This window comes from Aeromonas sp. 25-248 (genome assembly GCF_053005425.1).
In genome coordinates, this window is record NZ_JBRKTB010000008.1 from 137,943 (window position 1) to 155,132 (window position 17,190).

Consider the following 17,190-nt stretch of genomic DNA (forward strand, 5'->3'; position numbering starts at 1 on the left):
AAGCGATGTGTGAATATTAAGCGCCTCACCCGGTCATTGTTAGCGAGATAAACTGGTCTACACGTTCAAAAAATATGAATGATGTTTTGTGGGGAGGAAGCAGGCAGGTTGGAGGGGAGTCACCCTTCCGGAGAGAGGTGCATTTCCCAGACCTGACACGGGATTGTCACATCCGGTGCGTACTGTGCGGCTTCATTTTCACACTGGTTCAAGGATGACTATGTTTCGCGTCTCTTCCCTTGCCGCCTGCGTGGCGGCCACCCTGCTGAGCGGCTGCCATTCGGGCAACGACTCCTCCTCGCCTGCCGTCGGCGACTATCAATACAGCACCAAGGCGGTCTATGCCGCCCGTCAGGCAATGAACAGCTATGAGGTGGCCCCTGAAGGCTTTAGTCCCGTCTTCACTGAACTGGTGGCACGCCATGGCTCCCGCTCGCTGTCCAGCCCCAAATACGATGTGCTGACCAAGCTGGTGTGGGAGGAGGCCGCGAGACAGGGGGCCTTGACCGAGCTGGGCCAACGGCTCGGCGCCAAGGTGGACGCCGTCACGGCCGCCAACCAGACCCTCGGCTATGGCCTGCTGAGTGCGCTCGGCAAGGAGGAGCACGCCAACCTGGCGACCCGGCTCGCCGAACGGCTGCCCACCCTGCTGACGACTGAATCGACTCCCCTCTGCCTCAAGGTCGAGACATCGGGCAAGGATCGCGCCAACGAAAGCGCCTACTTCTTCATGCAGAGCCTGGCCAAACGGGTCTCTCTGGTGACGGACAGCCCCGACTGTTACGTCAGCCAGGAGAACCCTTCCGAGATCGACAAGGGGCTGCGCAACAAGTTCGAGCTCTACTTCCACAAGACCGAGCCGCAGGGGGAGTACACCCGGTATCTGCCCACCTTCCAGGCCTATCAGGCCTTTGTCGGGGACGAAGACAACGGGGTGGCTCCCGCTCCCGAGCTGACCGAGGCCCTCGATGCGCTCAAGGCCCTGCCCAGGACCCGGGTGATGGCCCGCGAGATGCTCGAGCGTCTCTACAGCAAGGCCTTCGTCGACGAGCTGGCCGCCGGGGTGGATTATGTGGCGGTGAACCCGGAAGACGGCGGCAAGACCCATGTGCGCGACGAGGTGGACGCCGCCCTCATGCTCTACAACCTCTTCATCATCGGCCCGGGGATGATCCGGGAGGCGCAGGCACAAGGCGGGTCCTGGGATCTCGAGCAGTTCATCACGCCAGAGGAGTCTGCCTGGTTCTCCTACCTTTCCGATGCCGAGGACTTCTACGAGAAAGGACCGAGTCTTGCCAGCCAGAGCGCCACCTACGCCGTGGCCCAGCCCCTGCTCGACGGCCTCTTCAACGAGGTACAGACCCAGGTGGTGGAAGAGGCGGGCGAGCATGTCGCCAAGCTGCGCTTTGCCCATGCGGAGACCCTGATCCCGCTGGCGGCCCTGATGAAGCTGGCAGGGAGCCGCCAGAGCGCCCAGCCCGGCGTGTTGATGAGCCAGGAAAACAACGAATGGCGTGGCGGCTGGGTCTCTCCCTATGCGGCCAACATCCAGTGGGATGTCTACCGCAACGAGGCCGGCCGGGTGCTGGTGAAGATGCTTTACAACGAGAAGGAGCTCGCCTTCAAGGCAGGTTGCGCCCCCATTGCGGTGGGCAGCTTCTTCTATGACTTCGGCGAGCTCAAACGCTGTTACGACTACTCGTCCTGACGCGCTCGTGCCATCCCCGGGGCCGGTCATCGCCGGCCCCGTTTTTTGGTTCAGGCGGAGCCGGCTTGTCGACGACCCGCCTGCCAGGTGGTGCCCATGGAGGCGGCGATGATGGCGGCTATCCCTAGCCATTGGGACGGGGGCAACTGCTCACCCAGCCATACCAGTCCCATCAAGGCTCCCATGGCCGGTTCACCGCTGGTGAGAATGCCGTAGCTCTTGAGGGGAAGGCGGCGCAGGGCAAACATCTCGAGAGAGTAGGGGATGGCGCTCGAGAGTAGCCCCACCCCGATGATGGTGAGGATCACGGGGACGGTGAATGACGCCTCGATCGCCCCCTCCAGCCCGAAGGGCAATACCAGCAGGGTGCCCACCCACATGCCCAGCGCCGGAGCCTGTGCGCCCAGCAAGGCTCCTGCCCGCTTTCCGGTGAGCATATAGAGCCCCCAGAAGAGGCCAGCCCCGAGAGCCAGTGCGGCTCCCAGGGGATCGATGGCCTGCTGTGTTGCCCGCAGGGGCAAGAGCAGCAACAGCCCGGCGATGGCCAGTATCAGCCAGATGAAGTCTGCCCGGTGGCGTGAGGAGAGCAGGGCCACTGTCAGGGGGCCGATGAACTCGATGGCCAGGGCAACGCCGAGGGGAATGCGTGCGATGGCGAGATAGAAGAGCAGGTTCATGGCCCCAAGCGACAGGCCGTAGGGGATGGCGCCCAGCAGGGTGCGTCGGTCGAGGGGGACACGCCAGATGCGAAACACCAGGGAGAGAAGGAGGGCGGCGCACCCCAGCCGGAACAGGGTCGTGCCTGCGGCTCCGAGCAGGGGAAACAGGGATTTGGCCAGGGAGGCGCCGAGGGTGATCGACAGCATGGCGAGCAGGACGGCCAGAAGAGAGGAGAGGGCATTGGGATTGGGTTGCATGGTATTCATACCGGGCAGGACGATGAGCAGTAAAATATATCTGGAGACTTGGGTAAAACCGGTCTAATACTGGCCTTGTGCGATAATTTTTATCTAATGAACCCCATGACCGACAAATTTGATCTGCTCATCCTCGCCGAACTGCAACAGGATGCCCGTCTGCCCACGCCGGAGCTGGCCCACAGGGTCGGTCTTTCCGCCCCAGCCTGCTACCGCCGCGTCCGCGCCTTGCGGGAGTCCGGTCTCATCGAGCGGGAAGTGGCGCTGGTGGCACCGTCCACCATGGGCTGGCCCATCACCATGCTGGTGCTGGTGACCCTGGAGCGGGATCATGGCCGCATCGTCGATGAGATGATCGCCAGCCTGCAGCGGGAACCCGAGGTGATGGATCTCTGGTATGTGACGGGGGAGCAGGACTTCGTGCTGCAAGTGGCCGCCAGGGACATGCAAAGTTACGAGCAGTTCACCCGTCGGGTGCTCCATGCCAGGGACCAGGTGCGCAGTTTCAAGACTCTGGTGGTCATGGGACAGCACAAGCGTTGCGGCGCCTTGCTGCCCGGGTAAAGAGGGGGCTGCGCCGAAGCCTTGCCGGCATTGCGGGAGCGCCGTCAGGGAAAGGAACAGGGGCAGGTACGGCCTGCCCCTTCTGTGTCAGCCAGGTTCCCCGGGCGCCAGCTCCTCTGCCGTCATGGGGCGCAAGACCCGGCAGGGATTGCCGACCGCCACCACGCCTGCCGGAATGTCTCTGGTGACAACGGACCCCGCCCCGATGACGCTGTTGTCCCCTATGGTGACGCCCGGGCAGATGACGACGCTGCCCCCAATCCAGACGTTGTTGCCGATGCGCACCGGCTTGCCGAACTCCACCCCCTTGATGCGCGGCGCTACCGCCACCGGGTGGGTAGCGGTGTAGATCTGCACTCCGGGGGCCAGCAGCACGTTGTCGCCTATGTGTACCTCGCACACATCCAGGATGGTGCAGTTGAAATTGGCGTAGAAATTCTCGCCGACAAAGATGTTGGCGCCATAGTCGCAGAAGAAGGGGGGCGTGATGAAACAGCGTTCTGCGCGGCCACCCAGCAGGCGGGTGAGGCGCTCATCCCAACCAGGGGCATCGGTTCGCTCCCGGTTCAGTTCTCCCAGCAGGGCGCGGCACTGCTCCCGCGCAGCCCGCAGTTCGGGGTCCCCTGCATCATAGGGCGCTCCCGCCACCATCTTCTGCCACTCGGGGCCACGCACAGCGGGCCGCTGCACTGTCGTTGCGTCAGTCATCATTGCTCCATCAGCCAGATCAGGGATTCGTAAGGGCGCAGCTTGCAGGATTGCGGCCGGGTCGGGCTGTCTTGGTAGTTGCCAAGCAACAGGCGCCCCTCTCCATTGGCCAGTTCGGCAGGCAGCTCGAAGGCCACCGGCTCGCCGTAGAAGTTGCTCACCACCAGCAGGGTCTGACCGTCGGCGCGGCGGACATAGGCCCAGATCTGCGGGTGCCCGGTCAGCAGCTCCTGATAATTCCCCTGGGTGAAGATGGGATGGCTCTTGCGCAGGCGGATCAAATCCCGGTAGTGCCAGAACACCGAGTGCTGGTCGGCGAGCGCCGCCTCGGCGTTGATCTCGGAATAGTTGGCGGCAGGCTTGAGCCAGGGCGTCCCGCTGGTGAAACCGGCGTTGGAGGCCGCGCTCCACTGCATCGGAGTACGCGAGTTGTCCCGGGACTTGGCGCCGAGAATGGCGAGGATCTCGCCCTCGCTCATCCCTTCCGCCTGCTTGATGGCGAAGATGTTGCGGCTCTCCACATCCTGATAGTCATCGATGCACTGATAGCCGGGGTTGGTCATGCCGATCTCCTCCCCCTGATAGATGTAGGGCGTCCCCTGCAGGCCGTGCAGCGTGCTGGCCAGCATCTTGGCGGCGACCACCCTATGCTCGCCCTCATCGCCGAAACGGGAGACGATGCGCGGCTGATCGTGGTTGCACCAGAACAGCGCCGACCACCCCTTGCCATGCATACCGCTCTGCCAGTGGTTGAAGATGCGCTTGAGTTCGAGGAAATCGAACGGGGCCTTGGTCCATTTGTCGCCGCCCGGGTAATCCACCTTGAGGTGATGGAAGTTGAACACCATGGAGAGCTCGGAGCCATCGAGGGCGCCATAGCGCTGGCAGTGCTCCAGAGAAGTAGAGGACATCTCCCCCACCGTCATGGCCCCCACGGGGGCGAAGACGTCGCGGCTCACATCCTGCAAAAATTCGTGGATGCGCGGCCCGTCGGTGTAGAAGCGGCGGCCATCCCCCACCTCGTCGTCAGGGAATGCCTGATCCTTGGAGATGAGGTTGATGACGTCGAGGCGGAAACCGTCGACCCCTTTCTTCGCCCAGAAATGGATGATCTTCTTCACCTCGGCGCGCACGGCCGGGTTTTCCCAGTTGAGATCCGCCTGCTCGCGGGCAAAGAGGTGCAGGTAGTACTGGCCGGTGGCCGGGTCCAGCTCCCAGGCGCTGCCGCCAAACTTGGATTGCCAGTTGTTGGGCACGCCGCCGTCCACCGGATCTTTCCAGATGTAGTAGTCGCGATAGGGGCTGTTCTTGTCTCCCAGCGCCGACTTGAACCAGGCGTGCTCGGTGGAGGTGTGATTCACCACTATGTCCATCACGATGCGGATGCCGCGCGCATGGGCGGCGCCCAGCAGGGCCTCGAAGTCGGTCATGGTGCCGTAGGCGGGATCTATGTTGAGGTAATCGGCGATGTCGTAGCCGTTGTCCACCTGGGGGGAGACATAGACCGGGGTCAGCCAGAGGGCATCGACGCCGAGGGTCTTGAGGTAGTCGAGGCGGGCCATGATCCCCTTGAGATCACCGGTGCCACGGGCGCCGGAATCCTGAAAGCTCTTGGGGTAGATCTGGTAAATCACGGCGCTTTGCCACCAGGGTGTCTGTGTCATGGTTGGTTCGCTCATTGGTTGAAACCGGATTAGTTGGAACAGGGCAACGATAAAGGGCGGAGCCAGGGCTCCGCCGAGGTTGTGTGGATCAGGCCGTGGCCAGCTCCAGCTTGCCGGCAGCCTGCTGGCGCTTGTAGACCAGCAGGGTCAGCAGGGCGGGGACCACGATGGCCACCAGCATGGCGATGGCGTAGATGCCCCAGTATTGCGGCTGGATGGAGAGGATGCCCGGCAGGCCGCCCACCCCGATGCCGTTGGCCATCACCCCGGCGAAGCCGCAGATGAGAGCCGCACAGCTTGAGCCCACCATGGCGCACAGCATGGGGAACTTGTACTTGAGGTTGATGCCGTACATGGCCGGCTCGGTCACCCCGAGATAGGCGGAGATGGCGGCCGGGACCGAGATCTCCCGCTCGTTCTCCTTGCGGCTGATCAGGATGATGCCGACGACCGCAGACGCCTGGGCGATGTTGGAGAGGGCGATCAGCGGCCAGATGGGGGTGCCGCCCATGCTCTGCATCAGTTGCAGGTCCACCGCGTTGGTGGTGTGGTGGATGCCGGTGATGACCAGGGGCGCATAGAGGAAGCCGAACAGGGCGGCGCCGATGGGGGCAAACGAACCCGTCATGGCCGCCTTGGCGGCAAAGCCGACGCCGTCACCAATCCAGCGGCCGAACGGACCGATCAGGGCGTGGGCCACGATCACCGCCAGCAGCAGGGAGATGAAGGGCACAATCACCAGGTAGAGATAGGCCGGGATGATGCGCTTGAGGCTGGTCTCCACCCAGGCGAGGAAGACACCCGCCAGCAGGGCCGGAATGACCTGGGCCTGATACCCCACCTTCTGGATGACGAAGAGGCCGAAGTCCCACACTTCCGGGGTCTGCTGGCCGATGCCATAGGCGTTCATCAGTTGCGGCGACACCAGCGTGATACCCAGCACGATGCCGAGGATCTCGGAGCCGCCCATCTTCTTCACCGCAGACCAGCAGACACCCACCGGCAGGAAGTGGAAGATGGCTTCACCCAGCAGCCAGAGGAAGGCGTGCACCTGGGCCCAGAACTGGCTGATCTCGGTGAGGGTGTGGGTGCCGTCGTCGAACATCTTGATATCGCCGATGACGTTGCGAAAGCCCAGGATCAGACCACCGGTGATGATGGCGGGCAGCAGGGGGACGAAGATCTCGGCCAGGTGGGAGATGCCGCGCTCCAACGGGTTCATGTTGTGGCGAGCGGCCTGCTTGGCGGCCTCCTTGCTGCCGCCGCTCACGCCGATCTCCTGGGTGAGCGCTTTGTACCACTGATCCACCTCGTTGCCGATCACCACCTGGAACTGGCCGCCCTGGGTGAAGCTCCCCTTCACCGAAGGGATGGTCTCGATGGCCTTGGGATCGGCCTTGGCCGGATCGGCCAGCACGAACCTGAGCCGGGTCAGGCAGTGGCTGACAGTGGTGATGTTCTCTTTGCCGCCGATCCGCTCGATCAGCTGCGCCAGATGCTGTGTGTTGACTTTTGACATGAGCCTTCCCTCTGTGACTCCATGAATAATGGTCGTGTCTTTACCGGCTGGCCAAGGACCGCCCGTTTATTGGTATCGTTCCCAATCAGCATGAAGCCAGTGGCTGGCATCGGCAATGGGAACGTTCCCAATTCGTGGCGCTGGTCACAAAAAGCGCAAAACGCCGGGAATGGAGGAAAAGATAGACTACAGGGGCTGACAGGGGGCGATGGTCGCTCTGGGGGGCTGCCCCTCTTCAATCTGGTCGAGCAGCTGTCTGGCGGCCAGGATGCCGGCATCCTTGTAGCCGAAATCCAGGCTGAGGGTGTTGGCAAAGAGGAACGTCAGCATGGGATTGCTGCCAAGGCCGCTCACCAGGATGTCGGTGCGACCCTGCTCCTGCAGGTATTTGGCGGCGCCGATGGCCAGGGTGTCGCTGGCACAGACCATGGCCTGGGTGGTGGGGGTGAGCAGCTCGGCCGCGAGCCGATAGCCGCTTTGCAGACCGAGATCCCCGAGGGCGCTGCGGGGCGTGCGCCCCTGTTCCCGACAGTAGTCGAGGTAAGCCTGATGCCGACGCAGCCCAGTGGTGAGATCGCTGCGTTCCACCCCGAGATAGGCGACCTCGGTCAGGCCACGCTCCCCGAGGTGGGCGAGCACGGCGCGCACCGCCCCGTCATCGTCGAAGCAGACCGACGAGAAGCCGGGGCGCTCGCGGGCCATCAGCACCAGTTTCTCCCTGAGCGGCGCCATGGCGGCATAGTCCAGATCGTTGAAGGCAAACAGGATGATGCCGTCCACCCTGCGCCGCTCCAGCACCGCCAGGTGCTCGCTCACCTTGGCGGGGGAGAACTTGCTCTCCATCAGCACGGCGTCGTAGCCACGCTGGTAGAGGGTCTCCAGCATGCCGCGCACCGCCTGGTTCTCGGAGCTGGAGTCGAGGCGCGACACTACGATGCCGACCACCTGCTGGCTCTGGCTGCGCATGGCCCGCGCCGATTTGCTCGGGACGAAACCGTGCTGGGCGATCACCGATTCGACCCTGGCCCTGGTCTGGGCATTGACCTTGGGATCCTGATTGAGCACCCGGGAGACGGTCGACTTGCCGACTCCGCTGAGGCGAGCGATATCGAGGATGGTCAGTTTCTTTTCCATGGGGGATCCGTGACAGGGGAGGGCGACAACCGGGATGCAGACATTGTTGTGATTAACTCCTGTGAATACAAGCCCATGGCGTTAGAATGCCCTTTCCCAGGCGACTTTCTTCGCCGTTGCACAGGACGCGCATCATGGATCTGTTGGCAAGTCTGCACTTCTCTCTCTCCATCACGGGCCCCATCTGTCTGGTGCTGGTACTCGGCATCTGGCTCAAGCGGCTGGGTCTCTTGCCCGACAGCTTCGTCGAGTCCGCCTCCCGTCTGGTGTTCCAGGTCACCCTGCCAGCTCTCTTGTTTCTAAGCATGGTGCGCACCGATTTTTCCACCATGCCGAGCCCCTGGCTCATCCTCTACGGCCTGCTCGGCACCCTCGCCGGTTTCCTGGTGCTGGAGGTGCTGGCGGCCCGTTTCATCAGCGAGCAGAAATTGCGGGGCATCTTCGTGCAGGGCAGCTTTCGCGGCAACATGGGGATCATGGGGCTGGCCTATGTGCAAAACGCCTACGGCCCGGAGGGGATAGGGGCCGCCGCCCTGTTGGTGGGCTCCATCACAGTGCTCTACAACGTGCTCGCGGTGATCACCCTGACCCGCAGCCTGGGGGGCGGAAAGGGGCTCGCCCCCATACTCAAGGGGATCGTCAAAAACCCCCTCATCATCGCCATTCTGGCGGCCCTGCCCTTCGGTCTGCTCGGCATCGAACTGCCCCAGCTGGTCATCACCACGGGCAACTATTTCGCCAACATGACCCTGCCGCTGGCCCTGCTCTGCACCGGCGCCAGCCTCAACCTCAAGGCCCTGCGCGGCGGCGCCATGCTGACCGGCTGGGCCACGGTCAACCGGTTGTGCTGCATCCCCGTGCTGCTGGTGCTGGGGGCCTGGGCGCTCGGCTTCAGCCCGCAGGCCCTCGGCATCCTGTTTCTCATCAGCTCAACCCCCACCGCCGCCGCCAGCTATGTGATGACCCGCGCCATGGGCGGTGACAGTGCCCTCGCGGCCAACATCATCGCCACCACCACCCTGGGCTCGCTCGTCACCACCAGCCTGGGGGCCGCCCTGATGAACTACCTGGGACTGATGGGGTGATGGGGCGCCGCCATGATGCACGACCCGGGGTTGACGGGATCGGCATTCACCCTTGACCTTGCCGGAGGCGGCAGCTTTAGGCTGATGTCACATCGACAGAGGAGAGAGCCCATGACCATCGAACTCACCGTTACCGGCATGTCTTGCGGCGGCTGCGCTGCCAGCCTGCAAAAGGCCTTGCTGGCTCAGCCGTCAGTCCGCACCGCCACGGTCGACTTTGCCAGCCGCCAGGCCGTCATCGAGAGCGAGCTGAGCAAAGCCGAGTTGATCGCCCTGATCGAGGCGAGAGGCTTTCAGGTAGAGTGAATTATCACTTAATTGGTATAAATCAGACTAATATTCTGTTTACTTCTTTTTATTGGTGAGAATGATCACTTAAATCCCGTTTAAAAAGAATAAAAATGCTGCAATTCCCTCATCCAAAAGGATTGCAGCATGACCCTTCCCATTCGCAAGACCCTGATCGCCGCCGTACTCGGCCTGACCCTCTCCCCGATGGCCATGGCGCTGCCCAGCGTGCACATTCTGGCCACCGGGGGCACCATCGCCGGGGCGGGCCAGTCCGCCACCCAGTCCAACTACGAGGCCGGCAAGGTGGCCATCGAGACGCTGATCGCCGCCGTGCCCGAGATGAAAAACGTGGCCGACGTGCAGGGTGAGCAGGTGGTCAAGATCGGCTCCCAGGACATGAACGACGAGGTGTGGCTCACGCTCGCCAAGCGCGTCAACGCGCTGCTGGCCAGGGATGACGTGGACGGCATCGTCATCACCCACGGCACCGACACCATGGAGGAGACCGCCTACTTCCTCAATCTGACCGTCAAGAGCGACAAGCCGGTGGTGCTGGTGGGCGCCATGCGCCCCTCCACCGCCATGAGCGCCGACGGCCCCATGAACCTCTACAACGCCGTGGTGACTGCCTCCGACCCCGCCTCAAAGGGGCGTGGCGTCATGGTGGCGATGAACGACACCGTGCTGGATGCCCGCGACGTCACCAAGACCAACACCACTGGGGTGCAGACCTTCGCCTCCCCCAACTTCGGCCCGCTCGGCTACATCCACAACGGCAAGATCGACTACCAGCGCAGCCCGGCCCGCCAGCACACCAGCAAGACCCCGTTCGACGTGAGCAAGCTCGACAAGTTGCCCCAGGTCGGCATCGTCTACAGCTACGCCAACGCCTCGGACCTGCCGGCCAAGGCCCTGGTGGATGCCAAGTTTGACGGCATCGTCAGCGCCGGGGTGGGCAACGGCAACCTCTACCACACCCTGTTCGACACCCTGGCCAAGGCGAGCAAGGACGGCATTCGCGTGGTGCGCTCCGCCCGCGTGCCGACCGGCTCCACCACCCTGGATGCGGAGATCGATGATGCCAAGTACGGCTTCGTCGCCGCCGAGACCCTCAACCCGCAGAAGGCGCGGGTGCTGCTGATGCTCGCCCTGACCCAGAGCAAGGATCCGGCCCAGATCCAGCGCTGGTTCCAGCAGTTCTAAGACCTCGGCTCGGCCTGATTGACACTACCCCGTGAGATGAAGGGCAGGATGGGATCCTGCCCTTTCTTGTTGCGCCAGAGGCAGATGCCGGCCCTCAGCTCATCATCAGCCAGCCGCAGAAACCCAGGTAAACCAGCCCCACCAGGGCGAGCCTGCCCGCTGTCATCCGCTCCCGACTGAACCCCCACCACAGCAGCGCGACCGCCAGCAGCGTCACCAGGGAGGAGGCCATCATGGTGCTGTCCAGCAGCCAGGGGGTGAACAGCAGGCAGAACGCCTTGGGAATGGTGCCCTGGATCATCATGGCCCCCGAGATATTCGCCAGTGCCAGCCGGTGTTTGCCCTGCCGCACCCAGATGAGCACGTTCATCAGCTCGGGCATTTCGGTGGCCACCGGGCTCAGCAGCAGGGCCGCCAGCACCGGCGAGAGACCGAACAGCTCGCCCATGCTCTCCAGCTGGTGAACGAACAGCTGGGCCGCCAGCGCCACCACACCGAGCGCCACCAGGGTTTGCAGCAGCACCTTGCCGAGCGCCGGGATCCTGGCGTGCGGATCCAGCTTGAGGGGGGAGGGCAATTCGGCATCGTGGCTGTCGGTCTGTTTCAGCTCACGTCGCACATAGAGGAGGTAGATCAGCACGAACAGGGGGGCCAGCCAGGTTTTACCGGTGAAGGCCATCATGCCAAGCAGCACGGCCAACAGGAAGGTGCCGGCAAACCAGGCCTGATCGCGGCCTATCTCCCGCTGCACCTCGCTATTGATGGCTCTGTGCTCCCGGTTCATGCACAGCAGCAGGGTCACGCCAACGGCGGCATAGCCAAGGGTGGAGAGCACTAGGGGACCGCCGAGGGCCGCACCTATGCCTATCTGCTGCTGGGCGGGGGCATCCCCCATCAGCAGGGCGGTCAGGGTGACGATGCATTCGGGCAGGGCCGTGCCGAGGGCGGCTAGCAGAGAACCGGTGGCGCTTTGGGACAGTTTGAAATGATGGCCGGTCCATTCGATGCCGTTGACGAAGTATCCGCAGGACAGATAGATGGTGACGGCAGAGATCAGAAATAACAGCAAGGTTATCAGCATGATGAGTAACCGCCAGGCGAGCAGAACAACCGATGGACCCGATACGGCTCGCCCGGCTGGCGTGCGTATCGAGGCCAAAGGTCTTGCAGGACGACAGGTGCTATCGCCGCCCATGCCATGGATCTGCGGATCCAAGAGTGTTGACATGGGCCCTGCCCGGATTTCGGGCGGGTTGCTACTCCCCAGTGACAGTGCGGGCTTTTTACCAAGTGGCTCGGTGAGTCGCAAGGCCAACAGGAGATGATCCGCGCGACAAGTTGTAAAAGGATGTGACAACCCCCTCGACTCTCCCGTCCGGGATCCTGATCTTTTTACGGGGATCCTTGTGCTGGCACAGCGATTGCTACGAGTTGGCTACTGTCCACATTGACTTGGGAAGGGTGAACGATGAAACGGTGGATCCAACATTTTTACCAGCTTAATCGCCTCAACTGGCTGATGGTCTGGCTGCTGCTTTGCTGCAGCATCATCCTGCTGTTTCCGGCCGGATTGATGAAAGGTGCCGTGAGCCAGTGGGCCACGGCTCATGCGGCCTGGCTTGGGGTCGGCATGTTGATCGCCATCTCCTATTTCTGCAGTCAGGGCTTCCTGATCGCCTGGGAGTGGGCCTGTGACGAGTGGCAGTCCCGCCGCCAGCAGGATCAACTGGCCCAGATGATTGGCTTCCTCGACTTCAACGAGAAGGCGGTGCTGCGGGAGTTCGTACTGCAACGGAAAAGCGTCATAAACCTGCCGATCACCGAACCCGCCGTCAAAAACCTGATGGATGCCGGCGTGCTCACCTACGCCTACGGCAAGCCGACGCGAGAGAAGGAGGACGAGAACCAGATCCGCGCCCTGATGATCGCCCTGCCAGCGCGCCCTCTGCTGACCTACAAGGTTCTGGGGCTGTCGCGGGGCAAGATGAGCGACGAGCAGGTGGAGCAGATCATGAACGCCAGGCCCAAATTCGCGCAGAAAAGCCTCCAGCGCTGACCTTCTCCACCCATGAAAGAAAAGAGCCGGACATCTGTTCCGGCTCTTTGCTGTCTGGCGTTGCTTATTCGGTTCTGGCCTTGAGGTAGCCGGCGTAGTCGGGCACCTGGACGCTGAATGCCTGCTGCATGTGCGGGCTGTCCATGATGAAGTCCGCCGTCGCCTCGTTGGTGGCGACCGGGATGTTCCAGACGGCCGCGAGGCGCAGCAGGGCCTTGACGTCAGGATCGTGGGCGGCGGGATTGAGGGGATCCCAGAAGAAGATCATCACGTCTATCTTCCCTTCGGCGATGAGGGCGCCGAGCTGCTGATCCCCTCCCATGGGGCCGGAGAAGAGGCAGGTAATGGGCAGCTGCGCCTTCTTGCCGAGCAGGGTGCCCGTGGTGCCGGTCGCATAGAGATGGTGGAGCTTGAGCTCCTCCTTGCGGCGCAGCACCCAGTTCAGCAGAGGGGCTTTCATGTTGTCGTGAGCCACCAGGGCAACCCGTTTGTGGGGCGCCATCTCGCGTGCAATCAGTTCCATGGAGGTCATCCGTAGCAAAATGATGGGAATGGGGTCGTATCCTAATCGAAAGCGGCGCCTGCCGCTGCCCCATGCATCGTAACTGTGATCCCGGAGGTGGTTCAATCTGGCGCCTGCCATCCTGCCATCCTGCCATCCTGCCATCCTCTGGCCTGCCTTGTCAGCAGCCAGGTTGGCTACCGTATCGTTGGGCAAGATCTCTGCCGCTGGCGCCATGAAAAAACCCGCCTGGGCGGGTTGGGATTGTCTCTTGATGTCATCTAGATTCAGGATGACTCGGCATGGAGCTGGGATTGCTGGTAGTTTTCCAGACCGATACGTGCGATGAGATCGAGCTGGGTTTCCAGCCAGTCCACATGCTCCTCTTCATCCTCCAGGATCTCCTGGAACAGGTCACGGCTGACGTAGTCCTGCACGGACTCGGCATAGGTGATGGCGACTTTCAGGTCGGGGATGGCGTCCATCTCCAGAGACAAGTCACAGCGCAGCATCTCTTCCACCGTCTCACCGATGCGCAGCTTGCCCAGATCCTGCAAGTTGGGCAGCCCTTCCAGAAACAGCACCCGCTTGACCAGCTCGTCGGCATGTTTCATCTCATCGATGGATTCGTGATACTCCTTGTGCCCCAGCCCCTTGAGGCCCCAGTCATCATAGATGCGGGCATGCAGGAAGTATTGGTTGATGGCAACCAGCTCATTGGCCAGCACCTTGTTGAGGTGGGCAATGATTTTGGGATCTCCTTTCATCGACATTACTCCTCGTGTTCGAGCCTAGGCAACGATCACTAGAGCTTAGTCCAGAAACATGACCATAACGTGATGGGGAAAGTCGTCCCCTGGAGGGCAGAAGGAGAGATGAAGACGAGAAGTCGGCGGTTTTACGCCACTTCGTAATAGAGCGGTGCCTGCTCTGACTCCATCTTGTCGATTTCGGTAGCGATGATCTCCATCGCCATGCGCACACATTTACCACATTGGGTACCGACTTCCAGCGACTGTTTCAACTGTCGGAATTCAGTCTTGCCTGCCTGTACCGCCTTGCGGATCTGGTTATCTGTGATGCCGCGGCACAAACACACGTACATAATCTGGACCTCATGCTGGAATGAAATGAAATCTAAATGAGAATGGTTCGTAGTGCAAAGAACGAATGGTAATAAGATCCCGTGCTTGCCAGTGATTCCACCCTTGGGGAGAATGCCTGTATCAGAGAGGATGCGAACATGTTCAAAAAACTATTCAATGCCCTGTTCAAGGGAGAGATCGCCCAGAGCCCCGAGGTTGAGCCCATCGAATACATGGGCTATCTCATCTATCCCGAGCCCATGGCGGAAGGGGGGCAATACAGGTTGGCAGGTCGCATCACCAGGGAGATCGACGGGCAATTACAGACCCATCGCTTCATCCGCTCCGATCTCTTTGCCAATCCGGCGGATGCCGAGCGCTTCATGGTGCAAAAGGCCCATACCTTCATCGACCAGATGGGGGAGCGCATGTTTGAACCCCGCGTGAAGCCAGACGCCAGCCCAGCTCCATGATGTCAGCTGAGCTGCTCGCCTTGCGCCACGCTATCGCTTCTGCCGGCGAGCGGCGTCTGATCTGGCTGGAAGGGGAGGAGGATGACTGCATCGTTCGTGCCGAATCCTTGCTGTGGGGGGCGGTGTTCTGGCTGGGGCAGGGTCCTGAGCGTCATGCTCCGCAGCCTGCCGCCAAGGCGCTTCAACGGCTCGGTCAGGAGTGCGACACCCTGGTATTCAATGCCTTCAGCGGTTTTCACCCCGATGCATTCGGTGCCTTGGCGGGGACATTGAGGGCTGGGGGGCTCTTGCTTCTGCTGACCCCGCCGCGGGAGGTATGGCCGACCTACCCAGACCCTGATCGTCAGAGGCTGGTCGCCCAGCCAGAGGAGGCAGATCGTGCCGGGCAGGGTTTCATCTCCCGTCTGGTACGGTTGCTGGCAGAAGATCCGGCGCGAGATCTGACGCCTGCCTCTTGTGATATTACCTGGCAGCCTCTCGACGGGGACCGGCCGCTGAGCGCGGATCAGGCCCGTGCGCTGCCCGCCATCCACAACGTGTTGCACGGCCATCGCCGCCGCCCCCTGGTGCTGAGCGCCGATCGCGGTCGTGGCAAGAGCGCCGTGCTGGGGCTGGCGAGCGCCGACTTGCTGAGTCGGGATCCGGCCTTGACGATAGCGGTGACGGCCCCTTCCCACGCCACAGTAGCGACACTTTTTGCCCATGCAGAGCGCGCGCTGGCAGAGATGCCTGAGCGGCTGGCCGGTCTGAGCTATGTGTCCCCTGATCGGGTGGCTCAAGGAGACGTACTGGCGGATCTGCTGCTGGTAGATGAGGCCGCCGCCATCCCGACCCCACTGCTGGAGGCCATGCTGGCCCGTCACAGTCGTATTGTCTTCGCTACAACGGAGCATGGTTATGAGGGGACGGGGCGCGGCTTCCATCTGCGCTTCAAGAGGGTACTCGATGAGCAAACCCCGGATTGGCAGGAGCTGCGCCTGGTGGAGCCCATTCGCTGGAGCCTGAGCGATCCGCTGGAGCCTCTGATCTTCCGGCTCCTTGGTCTGAATGCCGACATATCGGCACCTCATCCCCCGACATCACCGACCTGGCGCCAGGTCGGACAAGATGAGCTGGCCCGTGATGACGCGCTGCTCAATCGGGTGTTCGGCCTGCTCGTGCTGGCTCACTACCAGACCAGCCCCAGTGATCTGCGGTATTTGCTGGAGGGGCCGGATCTCGACATTCATCTGATGGAGCAGGGACAGGAGTTGCTCGGGGTGGCGCTGGTCGCGCGGGAGGGCAAGATACCCCCTGATCTGGCGCATGCGATCTGGGCCGGACGAAGGCGCCCTCGTGGACATCTGCTGCCCCAGTCGCTGCTGGCCCACGCCGGTTTCGTGACGGCGGGGGAGCGCTCTTATGCCAGGGTGATGCGCATCGCCATCCATCCTGCCCTTCATCGTCTCGGGCTGGGGTCTTGGTTGCTAGACAGTCTGGTATCACATTACCGGGCATTAGGGGTCGATTATCTGGGTTCTGCCTTCTCCGCCAGCCCAGATCTGCTGCCATTCTGGCTCAAGGCGGGATTGAAGGTGCTGCGTTTGGGTCTGCAGCGCGATGCGGCCAGCGGCAGTCATGCAGCTTTGCTGCTGATGCCGCTGCAATCGGAATATCACGCCGAGCTGGCGCAATGGCGACAGCGTTTCATGAGCCAGTTGCCGGCCCTGCTGGCGGGTGAACTCAAGAGGCTGGATACCGAACTGGTCTGGCTATCCCTCAGAGGCGGACCTGTCACTCATGTGCCGGATCTGGATGAATTCGAGCATCGGGAACTCGATTGCTTTGCCCACCATCACAAACCATTCGAATTGTGCCAGGGGACACTGCAACGCTGGCTGCTCCGGCAAGTGATGATGCTGGATGCGTTGAGTCAGGATGAACGACGGTTGCTGATCGCCACCATCTGGCAATATGCGTCCTGGTCCGAGCTGGCTGCCCGACAGGGTGTCGCGGGCAAACCCGCCCTGATAAAAGCATTGCGCTCCCTGCTGGCCAGACTGCTGGCTCAGCAAGCCCCAGCGGGCTGACCCCGCCTCTGGCACGGCAGAAAACCACGGAGCCCGGGAGGAACCCATGGCCCCTCCCGGGTTCTGCACATCGATTCGACTCACCATGGCTGAAGCTCTCCCCGTTCAAGGCGCGGCCACCCCGGGACCCGTTTCTCCCTCTTCCCTGCTCGCGTTTTGCCTATTGCCACTGCTCTGATGAGCCTGGTCAGGGCTGTCTGCATTTTGGTTTT

Annotated in this window: 17 protein-coding genes and 1 riboswitch; of the genes, 8 read left to right on the top strand and 9 right to left on the bottom strand. The window is 62.3% G+C overall.

Annotated elements, in window-relative coordinates; genetic code table 11:
• Positions 1-214 precede the first annotated feature (214 nt).
• Positions 215-1,708, top strand: a complete 1,494-nt coding sequence (locus ACVDHI_RS13345) for a histidine-type phosphatase (RefSeq protein WP_270662556.1) — start codon at positions 215-217, stop codon at positions 1,706-1,708.
• A 50-nt stretch (positions 1,709-1,758) separates the two neighbouring features.
• Here ACVDHI_RS13345 and ACVDHI_RS13350 read toward each other — a convergent pair whose 3' ends face one another.
• The gene (locus ACVDHI_RS13350; protein ID WP_124814035.1) at positions 1,759-2,634 is read right to left on the bottom strand and encodes an EamA family transporter; all 876 of its coding nucleotides are present in this window, start codon (positions 2,632-2,634) and stop codon (positions 1,759-1,761) included.
• Between the two features lie 96 nt (positions 2,635-2,730).
• Between ACVDHI_RS13350 and ACVDHI_RS13355 the strand changes: the two genes are divergently transcribed.
• Positions 2,731-3,189 carry an Lrp/AsnC family transcriptional regulator gene (locus ACVDHI_RS13355; RefSeq protein ID WP_039039724.1) on the top strand — a complete coding sequence of 153 codons (459 nt, stop codon included), beginning with the start codon at positions 2,731-2,733 and terminating at the stop codon, positions 3,187-3,189.
• An 87-nt stretch (positions 3,190-3,276) separates the two neighbouring features.
• Here ACVDHI_RS13355 and ACVDHI_RS13360 read toward each other — a convergent pair whose 3' ends face one another.
• The 4 genes from ACVDHI_RS13360 to treR all read right to left on the bottom strand — a co-directional run bounded on the left by ACVDHI_RS13360 (position 3,277) and on the right by treR (position 8,214).
• Complete coding sequence (locus ACVDHI_RS13360) at positions 3,277-3,897, bottom strand: sugar O-acetyltransferase (RefSeq protein ID WP_029314833.1); 621 nt, start codon at positions 3,895-3,897, stop codon at positions 3,277-3,279.
• Complete coding sequence (gene treC, locus ACVDHI_RS13365; RefSeq protein ID WP_323891817.1) at positions 3,897-5,561, bottom strand: alpha,alpha-phosphotrehalase; 1,665 nt, start codon at positions 5,559-5,561, stop codon at positions 3,897-3,899. Before treC ends, ACVDHI_RS13360 begins: the two co-directional genes overlap by 1 nt.
• Before the next feature lie 88 nt (positions 5,562-5,649).
• Positions 5,650-7,080, bottom strand: coding sequence for a PTS trehalose transporter subunit IIBC (gene treB, locus ACVDHI_RS13370; protein WP_257713649.1), 1,431 nt, complete (start codon positions 7,078-7,080; stop codon positions 5,650-5,652).
• 186 nt (positions 7,081-7,266) lie between these two features.
• Positions 7,267-8,214 (bottom strand): trehalose operon repressor TreR, encoded by a 948-nt coding sequence (gene treR / locus ACVDHI_RS13375; protein ID WP_447212165.1) that lies wholly within the window; start codon positions 8,212-8,214, stop codon positions 7,267-7,269.
• A gap of 134 nt (positions 8,215-8,348) precedes the next feature.
• Between treR and ACVDHI_RS13380 the strand changes: the two genes are divergently transcribed.
• The 3 genes from ACVDHI_RS13380 (at position 8,349) to ansB (ending at position 10,793) form a co-directional block, all read left to right on the top strand.
• Entirely contained in the window at positions 8,349-9,299 is a 951-nt protein-coding gene (locus ACVDHI_RS13380; protein WP_069651962.1) for an AEC family transporter, read from the top strand.
• A 111-nt stretch (positions 9,300-9,410) separates the two neighbouring features.
• Positions 9,411-9,605: a heavy-metal-associated domain-containing protein gene (locus ACVDHI_RS13385; protein ID WP_042864882.1), complete on the top strand. Its 195-nt coding sequence runs from the start codon at positions 9,411-9,413 to the stop codon at positions 9,603-9,605.
• A gap of 129 nt (positions 9,606-9,734) precedes the next feature.
• Positions 9,735-10,793 carry an L-asparaginase 2 gene (ansB, locus tag ACVDHI_RS13390; protein WP_048208529.1) on the top strand — a complete coding sequence of 353 codons (1,059 nt, stop codon included), beginning with the start codon at positions 9,735-9,737 and terminating at the stop codon, positions 10,791-10,793.
• Between the two features lie 94 nt (positions 10,794-10,887).
• Here ansB and ACVDHI_RS13395 read toward each other — a convergent pair whose 3' ends face one another.
• Positions 10,888-11,874 carry a sodium:calcium antiporter gene (locus tag ACVDHI_RS13395; protein ID WP_324051812.1) on the bottom strand — a complete coding sequence of 329 codons (987 nt, stop codon included), beginning with the start codon at positions 11,872-11,874 and terminating at the stop codon, positions 10,888-10,890.
• A gap of 88 nt (positions 11,875-11,962) precedes the next feature.
• Positions 11,963-12,070, bottom strand: a riboswitch (yybP-ykoY riboswitch).
• Between the two features lie 191 nt (positions 12,071-12,261).
• Here ACVDHI_RS13395 and ACVDHI_RS13400 point away from each other — a divergent pair.
• Complete coding sequence (locus ACVDHI_RS13400) at positions 12,262-12,849, top strand: superinfection exclusion B family protein (protein ID WP_010675780.1); 588 nt, start codon at positions 12,262-12,264, stop codon at positions 12,847-12,849.
• Between the two features lie 64 nt (positions 12,850-12,913).
• Here the strand turns inward: ACVDHI_RS13400 and ACVDHI_RS13405 are convergent, their stop codons facing one another.
• The 3 genes from ACVDHI_RS13405 to ACVDHI_RS13415 all read right to left on the bottom strand — a co-directional run bounded on the left by ACVDHI_RS13405 (position 12,914) and on the right by ACVDHI_RS13415 (position 14,456).
• Positions 12,914-13,372 carry a methylglyoxal synthase gene (locus tag ACVDHI_RS13405; protein ID WP_041211864.1) on the bottom strand — a complete coding sequence of 153 codons (459 nt, stop codon included), beginning with the start codon at positions 13,370-13,372 and terminating at the stop codon, positions 12,914-12,916.
• Positions 13,373-13,638: 266 nt separating this feature from the next.
• Positions 13,639-14,118 carry a bacterioferritin gene (bfr, locus tag ACVDHI_RS13410; RefSeq protein WP_010675778.1) on the bottom strand — a complete coding sequence of 160 codons (480 nt, stop codon included), beginning with the start codon at positions 14,116-14,118 and terminating at the stop codon, positions 13,639-13,641.
• A 131-nt stretch (positions 14,119-14,249) separates the two neighbouring features.
• The gene (locus ACVDHI_RS13415; protein WP_039039715.1) at positions 14,250-14,456 is read right to left on the bottom strand and encodes a bacterioferritin-associated ferredoxin; all 207 of its coding nucleotides are present in this window, start codon (positions 14,454-14,456) and stop codon (positions 14,250-14,252) included.
• Positions 14,457-14,594: 138 nt separating this feature from the next.
• On the opposite strand from ACVDHI_RS13415, the gene ACVDHI_RS13420 reads away from it, so the two are divergent.
• Both ACVDHI_RS13420 and ACVDHI_RS13425 read left to right on the top strand, forming a co-directional pair.
• Positions 14,595-14,909, top strand: coding sequence for an HlyU family transcriptional regulator (locus ACVDHI_RS13420; RefSeq protein WP_041211748.1), 315 nt, complete (start codon positions 14,595-14,597; stop codon positions 14,907-14,909).
• Positions 14,906-16,978, top strand: a complete 2,073-nt coding sequence (locus tag ACVDHI_RS13425) for a tRNA(Met) cytidine acetyltransferase TmcA (RefSeq protein WP_447212166.1) — start codon at positions 14,906-14,908, stop codon at positions 16,976-16,978. The genes ACVDHI_RS13420 and ACVDHI_RS13425 overlap by 4 nt, the downstream gene beginning before the upstream one ends.
• The last annotated feature ends 212 nt before the right edge of the window (positions 16,979-17,190 follow it).

Coding starts and splice junctions, on each gene's coding strand:
- ACVDHI_RS13350 (WP_124814035.1), bottom strand. CDS start 2,634: ATGAATACCATGCAACCCAATCCCAATGCCCTCTCCTCTCTTCTGGCC.
- ACVDHI_RS13415 (WP_039039715.1), bottom strand. CDS start 14,456: ATGTACGTGTGTTTGTGCCGCGGCATCACAGATAACCAGATCCGCAAG.
- ACVDHI_RS13345 (WP_270662556.1), top strand. CDS start 215: ATGACTATGTTTCGCGTCTCTTCCCTTGCCGCCTGCGTGGCGGCCACC.
- ACVDHI_RS13380 (WP_069651962.1), top strand. CDS start 8,349: ATGGATCTGTTGGCAAGTCTGCACTTCTCTCTCTCCATCACGGGCCCC.
- ACVDHI_RS13405 (WP_041211864.1), bottom strand. CDS start 13,372: ATGGAACTGATTGCACGCGAGATGGCGCCCCACAAACGGGTTGCCCTG.
- ACVDHI_RS13425 (WP_447212166.1), top strand. CDS start 14,906: ATGATGTCAGCTGAGCTGCTCGCCTTGCGCCACGCTATCGCTTCTGCC.
- treC (WP_323891817.1), bottom strand. CDS start 5,561: ATGACACAGACACCCTGGTGGCAAAGCGCCGTGATTTACCAGATCTAC.
- ACVDHI_RS13385 (WP_042864882.1), top strand. CDS start 9,411: ATGACCATCGAACTCACCGTTACCGGCATGTCTTGCGGCGGCTGCGCT.
- ansB (WP_048208529.1), top strand. CDS start 9,735: ATGACCCTTCCCATTCGCAAGACCCTGATCGCCGCCGTACTCGGCCTG.
- treB (WP_257713649.1), bottom strand. CDS start 7,080: ATGTCAAAAGTCAACACACAGCATCTGGCGCAGCTGATCGAGCGGATC.
- bfr (WP_010675778.1), bottom strand. CDS start 14,118: ATGAAAGGAGATCCCAAAATCATTGCCCACCTCAACAAGGTGCTGGCC.
- ACVDHI_RS13400 (WP_010675780.1), top strand. CDS start 12,262: ATGAAACGGTGGATCCAACATTTTTACCAGCTTAATCGCCTCAACTGG.
- ACVDHI_RS13355 (WP_039039724.1), top strand. CDS start 2,731: ATGACCGACAAATTTGATCTGCTCATCCTCGCCGAACTGCAACAGGAT.
- ACVDHI_RS13395 (WP_324051812.1), bottom strand. CDS start 11,874: ATGCTGATAACCTTGCTGTTATTTCTGATCTCTGCCGTCACCATCTAT.
- ACVDHI_RS13420 (WP_041211748.1), top strand. CDS start 14,595: ATGTTCAAAAAACTATTCAATGCCCTGTTCAAGGGAGAGATCGCCCAG.
- treR (WP_447212165.1), bottom strand. CDS start 8,214: ATGGAAAAGAAACTGACCATCCTCGATATCGCTCGCCTCAGCGGAGTC.
- ACVDHI_RS13360 (WP_029314833.1), bottom strand. CDS start 3,897: ATGACTGACGCAACGACAGTGCAGCGGCCCGCTGTGCGTGGCCCCGAG.